Source organism: Mesorhizobium sp. M0991, assembly GCF_040318915.1.
Lineage (GTDB): Bacteria > Pseudomonadota > Alphaproteobacteria > Rhizobiales > Rhizobiaceae > Mesorhizobium.
On sequence record NZ_JAMYNE010000012.1, the window covers coordinates 116,555 to 129,986 of the forward strand.

A 13,432-nucleotide genomic window follows, 5' to 3' on the forward strand; every position below is an offset into this window, starting at 1 on the left:
AGCGACCTTCTCTCTCATTGGCCGATATCGGACCGCCGTTCCAGCCCCTATTCGCCTTGACTGTGAATATCGCGCCGCCTCGGAGCGGTTAATCCTATCTTCACCATCATTCGGCAGGTTCAGGTTCTGCGGTGATGTTTTGAGTACCGCGGCGCCACAAGCGCCCAGGCAACACGCCCGCGTCTCTCCGGAGGCGCGGGTTTTTCGTTATGAGAACCGGCTGCCTGATCTTCGGGCCCGCAGCTCAGTCGAGGAAATCCGCGCGGTACGGCGTAAAGCTGTCGACCAGTCGTCCCGCCTCCAGCGCCTTGACCCCATGGACAAGGTTGGAAGGAACGATGAAGCTGCTGCCGGTCTCCAGGACCTCGGTCCTGCCGTCGATGGTGACCTCGAAGCGACCTTCGGCGACGTAGCTCGCCTGGACGTGCGGGTGTGAGTGCAGCGCGCCGACGCCGCCCTTGTCGAAACCGAACTCGACCATCATAAGTTCATCCGTGTGCAGGAGCACGCGTCTGCGGTTGCCATCCGGCGTCGGCGTCCACGCACCCTCGCCGGCATGCGAGAAGATTTTGGTTCCGGTCATCGCCAAACTCTTATCATTTGCTGCTTATCGCGCCAGCCAGCCGCCATCCACCGGCACCACCGCGCCATGCATGTAGTTCGACGCCGGCGCCAGCAGGAATACGGCTGCGTCGCCGATGTCTTCCGGCGCACCCCAGCGTCCGGCCGGAATACGCGCCAGGATCGAAGCGCTGCGGTCGGGATCGGCGCGCAGCGCCTCGGTGTTGTTGGTCTCGATATAACCGGGCGCAATACCGTTGACGTTGATGCCCTTTGCCGCCCACTCGCAGGCAAGCAGCCGGGTGATGCCGAGCACGCCATGTTTGGAGGCGGTGTAGGAGGCAACGCGGATGCCGCCCTGGAAACTCAGTACCGAGGCGATGTTGACGATCTTGCCGCGCCGTTCCGGATCGGCAAGCACGCGCCTGGCAAAACTCTGGCTGAGGAAGAATACCGTCTTGAGATTGACGTCGATGACGTCGTCCCAGTCGGCTTCGGTGAGGTCGACCGCATCGGCACGCCGGATGATGCCGGCATTGTTGACCAGGCCGTCGAGCGGCCCCGTATCGTCCCAGACGCGGTCAAGCATCGCTTGGGCGGCTGCATCATCGCCAAGATCGCAGCGGACCGCCTCGAAGCGGCCGCCGGCCGCCGCAATCTTCTCCGCCGTCTCGTCCATCGCCGAGCGGCCGACGCCGACGACCGCGCCGCCGGCGCGCGCGATCGACACGGCGATGCCCTGGCCGATGCCGGTATTGGCGCCGGTGACGAGGATACGCTTGCCAGCAAGGCTGAAGGCCGAGAGGTCGCTCACTTGAGCTCCTCCATCGTTACTAGGTCGACGTCGGTATAATCGACATTGTCGCCGGCCATCGCCCAGATGAAGGCGTAGTTCGAGGTGCCGGCGCCCGAATGGATCGACCATCCCGGCGACAGCACCGCCTCCTCGTTGCGCATGACGAGATGGCGCGTTTCGTCCGGTTCGCCCATGAAGTGAAACACCCGCGCCGCCTCCGGCAGGTCAAAATAGAGATAGGCCTCCATGCGCCGGTCATGCACATGGCATGGCATGGTGTTCCAGACCGAACCGGAGGCAAGCTGGGTCATGCCGACGACAAGCTGACAAGTCTTTACGCCGTCGGCATGGATGAACTGGAAGATCGAGCGCTCGTTGGAGGTTGCGTGGCTGCCGAGATCGAGCCGCTTGGCATCGCCGATGCGGATCAGCCGGTTGGGATGGCTCTGATGCGCCGGCGCGCTGAGCAGGTAGAATTTAGCCGGCTCATCCGGATCGGTCGCAGCGAACGATACCTCATCCGTGCCCATGCCGAAATAGAGCATGTCGCGCGCCTGCAGCTCGTAGGATTGACCGCCGGCTGTCACGATGCCCGCGCCGCCGATGTTGACGATGATCATCTCACGGCGGTCGAGAAAATTCTTGGTCCCGGTCGGCTTGATCGCCTGCAGCGGCAGCGGTGTGCCGGCGGGCATGGCGCCGCCGACGATCATGCGGTCGTAATGGGTGTAGGTCAGGCTGATGCGGCCGGGCTGGAACAAGTCCTCGATCAGGAAATTGTGACGCAGTTCGTCCGTTCCCATAGCTGCGGCAGAAACAGGATCGACGGCGAACCGGGAGGTGAAATCCGTATGATTGTCAGTGTGATTCATTGCTGTCCCATGGGGCTGCCTCAATTGCTTATTCAGTTGCCGCGGCCTTGACCGAGTCGGCATAAAAAACCTGGCGCGCGTGCAGGCGCTCGCGATAGCGCTGCTGGCTGGCACCGAGATGCGCGCGCATCGCCTCCCGGGCCGCCTCGGCATCGCCTGCCGAGATGGCATTGAGGATCACCAGATGCTCACGCTGCAGGCCGCGCTGATAGGCGTCCGATTGGGCGATCTCGGTCGACCAGGGCGAGGTCACATCGCAAGGGATGGCGCGGCGGCCGAGCACGTCGAGCATCTCGACATAGAATGGATTGTTGGTGGCGCTGGCGATTGCGCGGTGGAAGGCAAGGTCGGCCGGTCCTGTCGGCTCGCTGTTGAGGAGCAGCCGTTCGAATTCGAAGAAGGCTTCCTGGATCGCCGCTTCCTGCGCGGCGTTGCGGCGGATGGCAGCGAGCCCGGCGGATTCGATCTCGATCGCCAACCTGACTTCGAGCACGTTGAGGGCGATCGAATCCTTGCTGCCCATCTCTGCTGCCAGCGCACCGAACGCTGTCGAGATATGCTCGGTGACGAAGACGCCCGCGCCTTGGCGCGGTTCGACCAGGCCGTCCGCGGCAAGCTTGGCCAGCGCCTCGCGTATTACGGTGCGGCTAACCCCGAAGGTCTCGGTCAACTGACCCTCGGTCGGCAGCTTTTGCCCCGGCTGGATCTCGCCCGCCTGCAGCTGTTTGCGGATCGCCGCGACGACGACTTCCGAAAGCTTCGGTCTTCGTTCGACACGGAGGTCGACTGCGGTGTCCGAGGCCATGTCGCACCCCCTATTTGAAGACGCTCGGCAGCCATAGCGAAATGGCCGGAATGTAAGTGACGAGCGCAAGCACAACGAGACCTGCCGCATAGAACGGCCAGATCGAGCGCATCGATTCCCAGACGGATATCTTGCCCACTGCACACGCCACGAACTGCACTGCGCCCACCGGCGGCGTGTTCAGCCCGATGCCGAAATTGAGGATCATGATGACACCGAAATGCACCGGGTCGACGCCGTAGGCCTGCGCCACGGGCAGGAAGATCGGCGTGCAAATGATGATCGTCGGCCCCATGTCCATGAACGTGCCGAGGAACAGCATCAAGAGGTTGAGCAGGAGAAGCACGACCAGCGGATCGTCCGAGATCGCGTTCATGGAGGCGATGAGCGCTGCCGGCACTTTCAGGAAGGCCATCAGCCACGAGAACGCCGCCGCCATGCCGATGATGAGCAGCACCATGGCCGTGGTGCGCACGGCGCCATGGGTGGCATGAACGAACCCTTCCCAGGTCATCTGCCGGTAAACGAAGACGGTCACGAGCAACGCATAGATGACGGCGATACAGGAACTCTCGGTGGCGGTGAAGACGCCCGATCGCACGCCGCCGAAGATGATCGCGATCAGCAGCAGGCCGGGCACCGCAACGGCGAAAAGATGCGCGACGGCGGTGAAGCCCGGAAACGCCTCGGTCGGATAGCCGCGGGAGCGCGCCACGATATAGGCGGTGACCATCAGCGACAGGGCCAGTAGCAGGCCCGGGATGATACCGGCCGTGAACAGATCGGCGATGGAGATCTTTCCGCCTGCCGAGATCGAGTAGATGATCATGTTGTGCGACGGCGGCAGCAGCAGTGCGATCAGTGCCGCCATCGACGTGACGTTGACGGCGTAGTCCGCTCCATATCCACGCGCCTTCATCTGCGGGATCATCAGGCCGCCTACCGCCGCCGCCTCCGCAACGGCTGAGCCGGAGATGCCGCCGAACAGTGTAGCGGTCGCGATGTTGACCTGGCCGAGGCCGCCGCGCAAATGGCCGACGAGCGAGCCGGCGAAGGCAACGATCTTGCTGGCGATGCCGCCGCGCACCATCAAGTCGCCGGCATAGATGAAAAACGGAATGGCCAGCAGCGAAAAGACGCTCATGCCGGAATTCAGGCGCTGGAATACGATGAGCGGAGGCAGGCCCATATAGAGGACGGTGGCAAGGCTTGCGACGCCGAGGCAGAAAGCGATCGGCGTGCCGATAAGCATCAGCAGGGTGAAGACGCCGAAGAGAATCCACAGTTCCATGGGCGTCAGACCTTCACGTTGGCAGTGTCGAGTTCGGCTGCTACTTCGGCCGGCGGCAATTCATCGAGGGCATCGTCGATCGGCGCGCCGGAGAGGCGAAGCACGATGCGCTCCAGCGTGAAGAGCACGATGAGCGCGCCTCCGGCGACAAGCGGGACGTAATCCCAGCCCCCCGATATGCCGAGTGACGGCAAGACGGAGCCCCACGTCAATGCGACCAGCTGGCTGCCATACCAGATCATGCCGATGCCGAAGGCGAGCGCGACGAGGTCCGAAATCATCCGCAGCCAGCGCTTGCCGCCTTTCGGCAGCACGTAGAGCAGGACGTCGAAGCCAAGATGGTAGTTCTCGCGCACACCGACGGCCGCGCCGAGGAAAATGAACCAGCTCATCAGCATCACCGAGCCCGGCTCGGTCCAGCTCGGCGAGCGGTTCAGAACATAGCGGCCGAACACCTGCCAGGCGACGAAGGCGGTCATCAGCACCAGCCCGATGCCGGCGATCGACAGTGCCGCCGTGCTGACGCGCGACATCACTTGCGCGACGCCGGACAGGAGCGGTGTTGGTTTTGGGCTGGAAGTCACCGGTTTTCTCCCCAGGAGGATGGCGGCGCGGAATGTCCGCGCCGCCGCTTGATCACTGCACGGCCTTGATGGCTTCGACCATGGCCTTCAGCTTGTCGTCCTTGACGTGCTTGTCGTAGACTGGCCCCATCGCGTCGATGAAGGGCTGCTTGTCCGGCGTCGTGATCTGCGAACCGGCCGCCTCGACCTTGGCGCGCGATTCCTTGACCTTGGCGGTCCACAGCTCGCGCTGCTTGGCGACGCTTTCCTTGGCGGCCGCCTTGAAGATCGCCTGGTCTTCCGGCGTCAGCTTGTCCCAGCTCGACTTCGCCATGACGAAGGCTTCCGGCACCATCGTGTGCTCGTCGAGCGAATAGTACTTGGCGACTTCCGCGTGCTTGGCGGTGTCGTAGCTCGGAAAATTGTTCTCCGCGCCGTCGATGACCCCGGTCTCGATCGCCGAATACACCTCGCCATACGGCATCGGCGTCGCGTTGGCGCCGAGTGCCGCCACCATGTCGACGAAGATGTCGGACTGGATGACGCGGAACTTCATCCCGGCCATATCGGCGACGGTGTTGATCGGCTTCTTCGAATTGTAGAAGGAGCGCGAGCCGCCGTCGTAAAAGGCGAGCAGCACCAGCCCGACCTGGTCGAACGCCGCCGCGATCTGGTCGCCGATCGCCCCGTCCATGACCTTGTGCATATGCTCTTCAGAACGGAAGATGTAGGGCAGCGAGGGCACGGTGGTCTCCGGGATGAGCCCGTTGAACGGCGCCATCGAGACGCGGTTGAGATCGATCACGCCGGTGCGCACCTGCTCGATCGTGTCCTTTTCCTCGCCGAGTTGCGCGGAAGGATAGATCTCGACCACATAGCGGCCGGCCGTGCGCTCTTTCACGAGCTCGCCGAAATATTTGACCGCCTCGACCGTCGGATAGCCGTCCGGGTGTGTGTCGGACGAGCGCAGAACCGTCTGGGCGCTTGCCGTTCCGGCCAGCAGTGCGGCGGCAAGTAGCGTAGCTCCCGCCAGTCTTGAAAAATGCAGCATTGGTTTCCTCCCGTTTGAACGATGGCGGCAAGCGCCGTTAGAGCCGGTACGCCTTTTTCGCGAGCGTATAGGCAAGTTCCTGCGCCAGCTCGTGCGCCTCGTCTTCGCCGAGTCGATGCTCGGCGACGAGACGCGCCAGATATGCGCAATCGACCCGGCGCGCCACATCATGGCGGGCCGGTATGGATGGAAAGGCGCGGGTGTCGTCGTTGAAACCGACGGTGTTGTAGAAACCGGCCGTTTCGGTGGTCATCTCACGGAACCGGCGCATCCCTTCGGGGCTGTCGTGGAACCACCAGGCCGGCCCGAGCTTCAATGCCGGGTAGACGCCGGCGAGCGGCGCTAGCTCGCGCGCATAGCTGGTCTCGTCGAGGGTGAAGAGGATGATGGTGAGGTCGCGCTCCAGCCCGACACAGTCGAGCAGTGGCTTCAGCGCCGTCACATAATCGGTCCGCGTCGGAATATCGAAGCCTTTGTCCCTGCCGAACTTTTGAAAGATAGCCGGCGAATGATTGCGCCAGGAGCCGGGATGGATCTGCAGGACCAGCCCGTCGTCGCGGCTCATCTTGGCCATCTCGGTCAGCATCTGGGCGCGAAACAGTTTTCGCTCCCGCTCGTCGTCCGAGCCACGGCGGATGCGGTTGAACAACTCCTCGGCGGCGGCATCCGAGAGATTGGCGGTTTCGGCCGTCGGATGGCCGTGATCGGAGGAAGTCGCACCAAAGCTCTTGAAGAAGGCGCGCCGCTGACGGTGCGCCTCGAGATAGCCGGTCCAATTGCCGGTATCGCACCCGGTTATCTCGCCAAGCCGGTCGAGATTGGCCGAGAACCCTTCGAAATCGGGATCGACGACCGCGTCCGGCCGATAGGCGGTGACGACGCGGCCCTCCCAGCCGCTGTCGCGGATCATCTGGTGCCATCTGAGATCGTCGAGCGCACCTTCGGTCGTCGCGATGACCTCAATGTTGAAGCGCTCGAACAGCGCTCGGGGGCGAAAATTCTCCCACTGCAGCAAGGTCGAGATCGTGTCGTAATGACGGTCGGCGGTTGCGGCCGTCAGCGGCTCTTCGATGCCGAACAGATGGGCAAGAATATGGTCGAACCACAGCCTGGTCGGCGTGCCGCGGAACAGGTAATAATGCTCGGCGAAGCGCCGCCAGATCGTCCTGCCGTCGGTCTCCACCGGCGAGCTATCAAGCGTCGGTACGCCAAGCTCCTCAAGGCGAACGCCCTGGCTGAACAGCATGCGGAAAATGTAGTGGTCCGGCACGATCAGCAATTGCGCCGGATCCGGAAACGCCTCGTTGAGCGCATACCAGCGCGGGTCGGTGTGGCCGTGCGGGCTGACGATCGGCAGGTCCTTGACCGCGGCATAGAGATCGCGGGCCAGCGAAAGCGGGCGCGCCTCGGCGGGAAACAGCAAATCCGGATCCGTCAATGCGGCCACGTAAATCCTCCCAATCCGGACATCGGTAGGGTTGGAAAGAAATAATGTCAACATACAAAAACTGGGTTGTTGTATGATGACTTTTCGTCGGTCATTGCCCATTGTGCATGACGGCATCGGGTGTTACGCCGCCTGCCAGCAGCGACCCAACAATCTCGTCAGACACGCGTGGCGCAATGACCAATAGACGCCTTTCCAACAGCACGCTGAAGGCACTGCCGGCTTCGGTCGCGGTTCCGCGTTATGCCCGCAGCGGCATCGCACCGGGCATCGTCCATCTCGGCGTCGGCGCGTTCCATCGCGCCCACCAGGCGGCCTATGTCGATGACTGCCTGGCGGCGGGAGAGGCGGACTGGGGCATTGTCGGCGTGTCCTTGCGCAGTCCAGACACGCGCGACGCACTAGCGCCGCAGGATGGCCTCTACACGCTGGCGATCAGGAGCAGCATGGGCGAAGAGCTGCGCGTCGTCGGTTCGATCCTGACGCTGCTGGTGGCGCCGGAAGATCCGGCTGCCGTGCTCGCCGCCCTGACCGATCAGCGCACCCGCATCGTCACGCTCACGATCACCGAAAAGGCTTATCTGAGAGCAGCCGGCGGCGGTCTGGACAGCACCCATCCGGACATCGCCCATGATTTGGCTAACCCACAAATGCCACGGACGGCGCATGGTTTCCTGACCGAAGCGCTGTCGCGCCGCCGTGCCGCCGGCATCCAGCCTTTCACCGTGCTCTGCTGCGACAACCTTCCGGCCAATGGCGCCACCCTGCACCGCCTGCTGGTCGAATTCGCAGCACTGCGCGATCCGAGCCTCGCGGGGCACATCGCCGACGGCGTCGCCTTTCCGTCGAGCATGGTCGACCGAATCGTACCGGCGACCACCGATGCCGACCGGGCGCGTATCGCCGTCGAGCTCGGCGTCGAGGATGCCTGGCCGGTGATGACCGAGCCGTTCTGCCAATGGGTGGTCGAAGACGATTTCCCGGCTGGCAGGCCGGCCTGGGAAAAGTTCGGCGTCACCATGGTCGGCGACGTCGGGCCCTTCGAGGACATGAAGCTGCGGCTGCTCAACGGCTCGCATTCCGCAATCGCCTATCTAGGCCTGCTCAGCGGCTACGACACGGTCGACCGCGCCTTCGCCGATCCGGCGATCCGGCAATTCGTCGACGGGCTATGGGCCGAGGCCATCCCGACGCTGCCGCAGGACGCCGGGCTCGATACGGCCGGCTACACGGCCCAGCTCGCCGAACGCTACTCGAACACCGCGCTCGCCCATCGCACGGCGCAGATCGCCAATGACGGCAGCCAGAAGCTACCGCAGCGCATCGTCGCCTCGGCCCTCGAGCGGCTGGGTGCCGGTGACCCGCCCGCCCATCTCATGGCGGTAGTGGCCGCCTGGATCGCCGCTTGCGAAGCGCGCGGCAAAACCTTGCCGGAAGCCCATTTCACCGACCCGATCGACACTCGGCTTACGGAGCTCGGCAGCCGGCCGGCTGTCGAAACGGTGACGGCGATGTTCGATCTCGCCGGCTTCGCCAAGGACCATTCACATCGCATGACACTGATCGATCTGACGGCAGCCCATCTCGAGCGCCTGCGGCGGGGCGGGCCTGCCGCCGCCTTCGCGGCGCTTGGCATAGGGAGTGAGAAGCCATGAGACAGACCTGGCGCTGGTTCGGGCCCGACGATCCGGTGACGCTCGCCCATGTCCATCAGGCCGGCGCCGTTGGCATCGTCAGCGCGCTGCATCACCTCAATGACGGCCGCGCCTGGCCGGCGGACGAGATCGCCAGGCGCAAAGCCGAGATCGAGGCAGCAGGCCTGACCTGGGACGTGGTCGAGAGCATCGTCGTCCATGAGGACATCAAGACCCGCAGCGGCGACTGGCGGACCCTGATCGACAATTACAAGGCCTCGATCCGCGCCGTCGCCGCCGCCGGCATCAACACCGTCTGCTATAATTTCATGGCGATCACCGACTGGACGCGAACCGACCTCGATTATCCGATGCCGCATGGCGGCACGGCGCTGCGCTTCGATGTCGTCGAGCTCTGCGCCTATGACGTCTTCATCCTCGAGCGAGAAGGGGCGGAGGCCGATCACCCGCCGGCCCGCGTCGAGGCCGCGCGGGCGCGGCTGCAAGGGATGAGCGAAAGTGACAAGGCAAGGCTGGAGCGCAACCTGATCGGCTGGGTGCCGGCGCGCGAATTCATCTTCGACCGGGCAAGCTTCCGCCGCGCCCTCGACCTCTACAAGGACGTCTCCACCGAAGGCCTGCGCGAAAACCTGTTTGCCTTCCTGCGCGAGATCGTGCCGGTGGCCGAAGAGGCCGGCGTCAGGATAGCGATCCACCCCGACGATCCGCCCTTTTCGTTGTTCGGCCTGCCGCGCATCGTTTCCAGCGCCAATGATGCCCGCGCGCTGCTCGACGCTATCGCTTCGCCGGCTAACGGGTTGACGCTGTGCACCGGCTCCTATGGCGCGGGCGCGCAGAACGATCTGCCGGCAATGGCGAAGGCTTTCGCCGAGAACATCCATTTCGCCCATCTGCGCAATGTCACCAAGGAGCCGGACGGCTCCTTCCACGAAGCCGAGCACCTCGACGGCGACACCGACATGGTGGCGGTCGTGTCGGCGCTGATTGGCGAAGAGCGGCGGCGCAAGGCGGCAGGCAGGGCGGACTGGCAGATTCCGATGCGTCCGGACCATGGCCATGCCATTGTCGACGACATCGGCAAGAAGGTGAACCCCGGCTATTCCTGCATCGGCCGCCTGAAGGGCCTCGCCGAACTGCGCGGCGTCATGCGCGCAGTAGAAATGCTGACGAGCTGAGGCTATCTGCTCGCCTGGCCGTTCAGCGTCTGTCGAGATGAATAATCGGTGCCCTTGGAATTCCAGAACAACCGCACAGCCTTGCCGACCAGATTTTCATAGGGAACAAACCCGACACTGAACCGGCTGTCGGAGGCATTGTCGCGATTGTCACCAAGCACGAAGTAGTGGCCTTCGGGCACCTCAAACACGCGCGTATTGTCACCAATCGAGTTGTCGGTAAGGTCGAGGACGGAATGGGTGACGCCCCCCGGCAGAGTTTCGCGTTGAAGTTTGGCTTTCGAGAACTCTTCGGACGAAAAAGTGCCGATATCGTCGAGTCCCACCGCGACATCGTTGATGTGAAGCACCCCGTCGATGATCTGGATCCTTTCGCCCGGAAAGCCGACGATCCGCTGGATGTAGTCCACGCTCGGATCGGGCGGGAACTTGAAGACAACCACATCTCCCCTTTTGGGTTCCGCGCCGAACAGCCGCCCGTCAAATGAAAGAACGTTGAAGGGCACGCTGTAGCGACTGTAACCGTATGCGGATTTGGAAACGAAGAGATAGTCGCCCTCCTGCAACGTCGGCACCATGCTGCCGGAGGGAATCGAAAACGGCTGGAATAGGAACGCGCGCGTGGCAAATGCGGCCGGATACGTGGTCAGAAAGACGAGCACCAGCACCCAAAGCCCGTGCGCATACCATCTGTCCGGCTTAAATCGGCGCGCGAACGGCACGACAAGCGCTGCCCACAGGATCATCAAGCCGATACTTGAAAGATCGGCCAGCCAGGCAAGATCGACGCCGGGTAACACCGGAAATCCGATATAGACAAGCGCGAAAACGACGGCGCCGATCACTAGCAGGCTGGCAACCGCCAGTTTGCCGCTGCCGATCCAGAGGAACCCGCCAAACGGGCCGCCAAAGGCCGACACCAGGGCCGTCGACCATCTGGATCGCGAGATAGTTTCTTGTTGCACTGCTTGTTCTGTCATCGGCCACCCCCACGCCAAGGCAGCCAGACTGTCCACCAAACAAAAAAGCGGGGCAAGCCCGCTTTTTCAGTCAGTCATTTGAGCGAACCTCAAGCCGGCAGGATGGCGCCTTCTAGCGTGGTGAGTTGGCTAAGGAACTGCTCGGCCTTGCTGCGGGTCTGGTCGTCCTTGGCGTCGGCGGCGTCTTCCCTCGCCTCCTGGATGCGGCGGGCAAGGTCGGCGCGATCGATGTCGCCGACGGCCACAGCCGATTCCGCCAGCAGCGTGCAACCGGCCGGAACGATGTCGGCAAAGCCGCCGAACACCACATAGCGCTCTTCCTTGCCTTGCGCGGTCTTCAGCGTAACGACGCCCGGCTTGATTGTGGTCATGACCGGCGCGTGATGCGCCATGACAGTCATTTCGCCCTCGGCGCCCGGAATGACGACGGATTCGACCTGCTCGGAAACCAAGAGGCGCTCCGGCGAGACCAGTTCGAATTTGAAAGCTTCAGGCATGATCAGTTTAGCGACTGGTGAATGGTGAATGGTGAATGGTCAGAAAGAATGACCTTCACTCAGCCCCGATTTCCTATCCGCTACTCCCCATTCACAAATTCACTATTGACCATTCACCATCAGGCCGCTTCGGCGGCCAGGCGCTGCGCCTTCTCGACCGCTTCCTCGATGCCGCCGACCATGTAGAAGGCGGCTTCCGGCAGATGGTCGTAGTCGCCGTTGCAAAGGCCCTTGAAGCCCTTGATGGTGTCGGCGAGGTCGACCAGCTTGCCCGGTGCGCCGGTGAACACTTCGGCGACGAAGAAGGGCTGCGACAGGAAGCGCTCGATCTTGCGGGCGCGGGCAACCGTCTGCTTGTCCTCTTCCGACAGCTCGTCCATGCCCAGGATGGCGATGATATCCTGCAGCGACTTGTAGCGCTGAAGGATCGACTGCACCTGGCGGGCGACCTGATAGTGCTCTTCGCCGACGACCATCGGGTCGAGCATGCGCGAAGTCGAATCGAGCGGATCGACCGCCGGATAGATGCCCTTCTCCGAAATCGCGCGGTTGAGCACGGTCGTCGCGTCGAGGTGGGCGAACGAGGTCGCCGGTGCCGGGTCGGTCAGGTCGTCGGCTGGCACATAGATCGCCTGCACCGAGGTGATCGAGCCCTTGGTCGTCGTGGTGATACGCTCCTGCAGGGCGCCCATGTCGGTGGCCAGCGTCGGCTGGTAGCCCACGGCCGAAGGAATGCGGCCGAGCAGCGCCGACACTTCCGAGCCCGCCTGCGTGAAGCGGAAGATGTTATCGACGAAGAACAGCACGTCCTGGCCCTGGTCGCGGAAGTATTCGGCAACCGTCAGGCCGGTCAGGCCGACGCGGGCGCGGGCGCCCGGCGGCTCGTTCATCTGGCCATAGACGAGCGCCGCCTTGGAGCCTTCGCCGCCGCCCTTCTTGTTGACGCCGGACTCGATGAACTCGTGATAGAGGTCGTTGCCTTCGCGGGTGCGCTCGCCGACGCCGGCGAACACCGAGAAGCCGCCATGCGCCTTGGCGACGTTGTTGATCAGTTCCTGGATCAGCACCGTCTTGCCGACGCCGGCGCCGCCGAACAGGCCGATCTTGCCGCCACGGGCATAGGGGGCCAGCAGGTCGAGCACCTTGATGCCGGTGACCAGGATCTGCGCTTCCGTCGACTGCTCGACATAGGTCGGCGCCGGCTGGTGGATCGAGCGCATTTCGATGCCGTTGACCGGGCCTGCCTCGTCGACCGGCTCGCCGATGACGTTGATGATGCGGCCGAGCATGCCCGGACCGACCGGCACGGTAATCGGTGCACCGGTATCATAGACATCCTGGCCGCGGACCAGACCTTCGGTCGAGTCCATGGCGATGCAGCGCACGGTGTTCTCACCCAGATGCTGGGCAACCTCGAGCACCAGGCGATTGCCGACATTGATCGTCTCAAGCGCGTTCAGGATCGCCGGCAGATGTTCGCCGAACTGGACGTCGACAACGGCGCCGATGACCTGGCGAACCTTGCCTGCCAGGCCGGTTTTCTTGATGGTAACGGCCGGCGTATTCACAGCGGCGGCCTTGGTTGCTGCCGCCTTCTTGGCCGGAGCGGCCTTTGCTGCCGCCGGAGCCTTCGCTGGTGCCGCGGCCTTAGGGGCTGCCGTCTTGGGGGTCGCTGCTTTCGCCATCGTCTTTACCCTTTTCGTCTCTTTGTTTCTCACACGCTTGAGGTCGATGACCTC

General features: G+C 63.5%; 13 protein-coding genes. 2 read left to right on the forward strand and 11 right to left on the reverse strand.

The features are described from left to right. Positions 1 to 244: 244 nt before the first annotated feature. The 8 genes from NKH70_RS18940 to uxaC form a co-directional block, all read right to left on the reverse strand. Positions 245 to 583, reverse strand: a complete 339-nt coding sequence (locus NKH70_RS18940) for a cupin domain-containing protein (RefSeq protein ID WP_352721859.1) — start codon at positions 581 to 583, stop codon at positions 245 to 247. 24 nt (positions 584 to 607) lie between these two features. Further along, complete coding sequence (kduD, locus tag NKH70_RS18945) at positions 608 to 1,375, reverse strand: 2-dehydro-3-deoxy-D-gluconate 5-dehydrogenase KduD (protein WP_352909782.1); 768 nt, start codon at positions 1,373 to 1,375, stop codon at positions 608 to 610. After that, entirely contained in the window at positions 1,372 to 2,229 is an 858-nt protein-coding gene (gene kduI, locus NKH70_RS18950; RefSeq protein ID WP_352909780.1) for a 5-dehydro-4-deoxy-D-glucuronate isomerase, read from the reverse strand. Before kduI ends, kduD begins: the two co-directional genes overlap by 4 nt. 28 nt (positions 2,230 to 2,257) lie before the next feature. Further along, on the reverse strand, positions 2,258 to 3,034 hold the full coding sequence (locus NKH70_RS18955; protein ID WP_352909777.1) for a FadR/GntR family transcriptional regulator: 777 nt from the start codon (positions 3,032 to 3,034) through the stop codon (positions 2,258 to 2,260). A 10-nt stretch (positions 3,035 to 3,044) separates the two neighbouring features. After that, positions 3,045 to 4,325, reverse strand: coding sequence for a TRAP transporter large permease (locus NKH70_RS18960; RefSeq protein ID WP_292656436.1), 1,281 nt, complete (start codon positions 4,323 to 4,325; stop codon positions 3,045 to 3,047). A gap of 5 nt (positions 4,326 to 4,330) precedes the next feature. Beyond that, the gene (locus tag NKH70_RS18965) at positions 4,331 to 4,858 is read right to left on the reverse strand and encodes a TRAP transporter small permease (protein WP_023719697.1); all 528 of its coding nucleotides are present in this window, start codon (positions 4,856 to 4,858) and stop codon (positions 4,331 to 4,333) included. 103 nt (positions 4,859 to 4,961) lie between these two features. Then, positions 4,962 to 5,939 carry a TRAP transporter substrate-binding protein gene (locus tag NKH70_RS18970; protein ID WP_352909774.1) on the reverse strand — a complete coding sequence of 326 codons (978 nt, stop codon included), beginning with the start codon at positions 5,937 to 5,939 and terminating at the stop codon, positions 4,962 to 4,964. A gap of 37 nt (positions 5,940 to 5,976) precedes the next feature. Further along, complete coding sequence (gene uxaC, locus NKH70_RS18975) at positions 5,977 to 7,386, reverse strand: glucuronate isomerase (protein WP_352721853.1); 1,410 nt, start codon at positions 7,384 to 7,386, stop codon at positions 5,977 to 5,979. A 176-nt stretch (positions 7,387 to 7,562) separates the two neighbouring features. Here uxaC and NKH70_RS18980 point away from each other — a divergent pair, with 176 nt between their 5' ends. Next, positions 7,563 to 9,041, forward strand: coding sequence for a mannitol dehydrogenase family protein (locus tag NKH70_RS18980; protein ID WP_352909771.1), 1,479 nt, complete (start codon positions 7,563 to 7,565; stop codon positions 9,039 to 9,041). Next, complete coding sequence (uxuA, locus tag NKH70_RS18985; RefSeq protein WP_352721849.1) at positions 9,038 to 10,216, forward strand: mannonate dehydratase; 1,179 nt, start codon at positions 9,038 to 9,040, stop codon at positions 10,214 to 10,216. Before NKH70_RS18980 ends, uxuA begins: the two co-directional genes overlap by 4 nt. Positions 10,217 to 10,218: 2 nt before the next feature. Here the strand turns inward: uxuA and lepB are convergent, their stop codons facing one another. The 3 genes from lepB to atpD form a co-directional block, all read right to left on the reverse strand. Next, on the reverse strand, positions 10,219 to 10,962 hold the full coding sequence (gene lepB, locus NKH70_RS18990) for a signal peptidase I (RefSeq protein ID WP_352721879.1): 744 nt from the start codon (positions 10,960 to 10,962) through the stop codon (positions 10,219 to 10,221). Positions 10,963 to 11,285: 323 nt separating this feature from the next. Further along, positions 11,286 to 11,693, reverse strand: coding sequence for a F0F1 ATP synthase subunit epsilon (locus NKH70_RS18995; protein ID WP_352648928.1), 408 nt, complete (start codon positions 11,691 to 11,693; stop codon positions 11,286 to 11,288). Between the two features lie 119 nt (positions 11,694 to 11,812). Further along, positions 11,813 to 13,378: a F0F1 ATP synthase subunit beta gene (atpD, locus tag NKH70_RS19000; protein WP_352718290.1), complete on the reverse strand. Its 1,566-nt coding sequence runs from the start codon at positions 13,376 to 13,378 to the stop codon at positions 11,813 to 11,815. Positions 13,379 to 13,432 lie beyond the last annotated feature (54 nt).

Excerpts from the sequence above, each read along its gene's own strand:
- NKH70_RS18940 (WP_352721859.1), bottom strand. The coding sequence starts at position 583 with ATGACCGGAACCAAAATCTTCTCGCATGCCGGCGAGGGTGCGTGGACG.
- kduI (WP_352909780.1), bottom strand. The coding sequence starts at position 2,229 with ATGAATCACACTGACAATCATACGGATTTCACCTCCCGGTTCGCCGTC.
- NKH70_RS18955 (WP_352909777.1), bottom strand. The coding sequence starts at position 3,034 with ATGGCCTCGGACACCGCAGTCGACCTCCGTGTCGAACGAAGACCGAAG.
- NKH70_RS18960 (WP_292656436.1), bottom strand. The coding sequence starts at position 4,325 with ATGGAACTGTGGATTCTCTTCGGCGTCTTCACCCTGCTGATGCTTATC.
- NKH70_RS18965 (WP_023719697.1), bottom strand. The coding sequence starts at position 4,858 with ATGTCGCGCGTCAGCACGGCGGCACTGTCGATCGCCGGCATCGGGCTG.
- NKH70_RS18970 (WP_352909774.1), bottom strand. The coding sequence starts at position 5,939 with ATGCTGCATTTTTCAAGACTGGCGGGAGCTACGCTACTTGCCGCCGCA.
- NKH70_RS18980 (WP_352909771.1), top strand. The coding sequence starts at position 7,563 with ATGACCAATAGACGCCTTTCCAACAGCACGCTGAAGGCACTGCCGGCT.
- uxuA (WP_352721849.1), top strand. The coding sequence starts at position 9,038 with ATGAGACAGACCTGGCGCTGGTTCGGGCCCGACGATCCGGTGACGCTC.
- lepB (WP_352721879.1), bottom strand. The coding sequence starts at position 10,962 with ATGATCCTGTGGGCAGCGCTTGTCGTGCCGTTCGCGCGCCGATTTAAG.
- NKH70_RS18995 (WP_352648928.1), bottom strand. The coding sequence starts at position 11,693 with ATGCCTGAAGCTTTCAAATTCGAACTGGTCTCGCCGGAGCGCCTCTTG.
- atpD (WP_352718290.1), bottom strand. The coding sequence starts at position 13,378 with ATGGCGAAAGCAGCGACCCCCAAGACGGCAGCCCCTAAGGCCGCGGCA.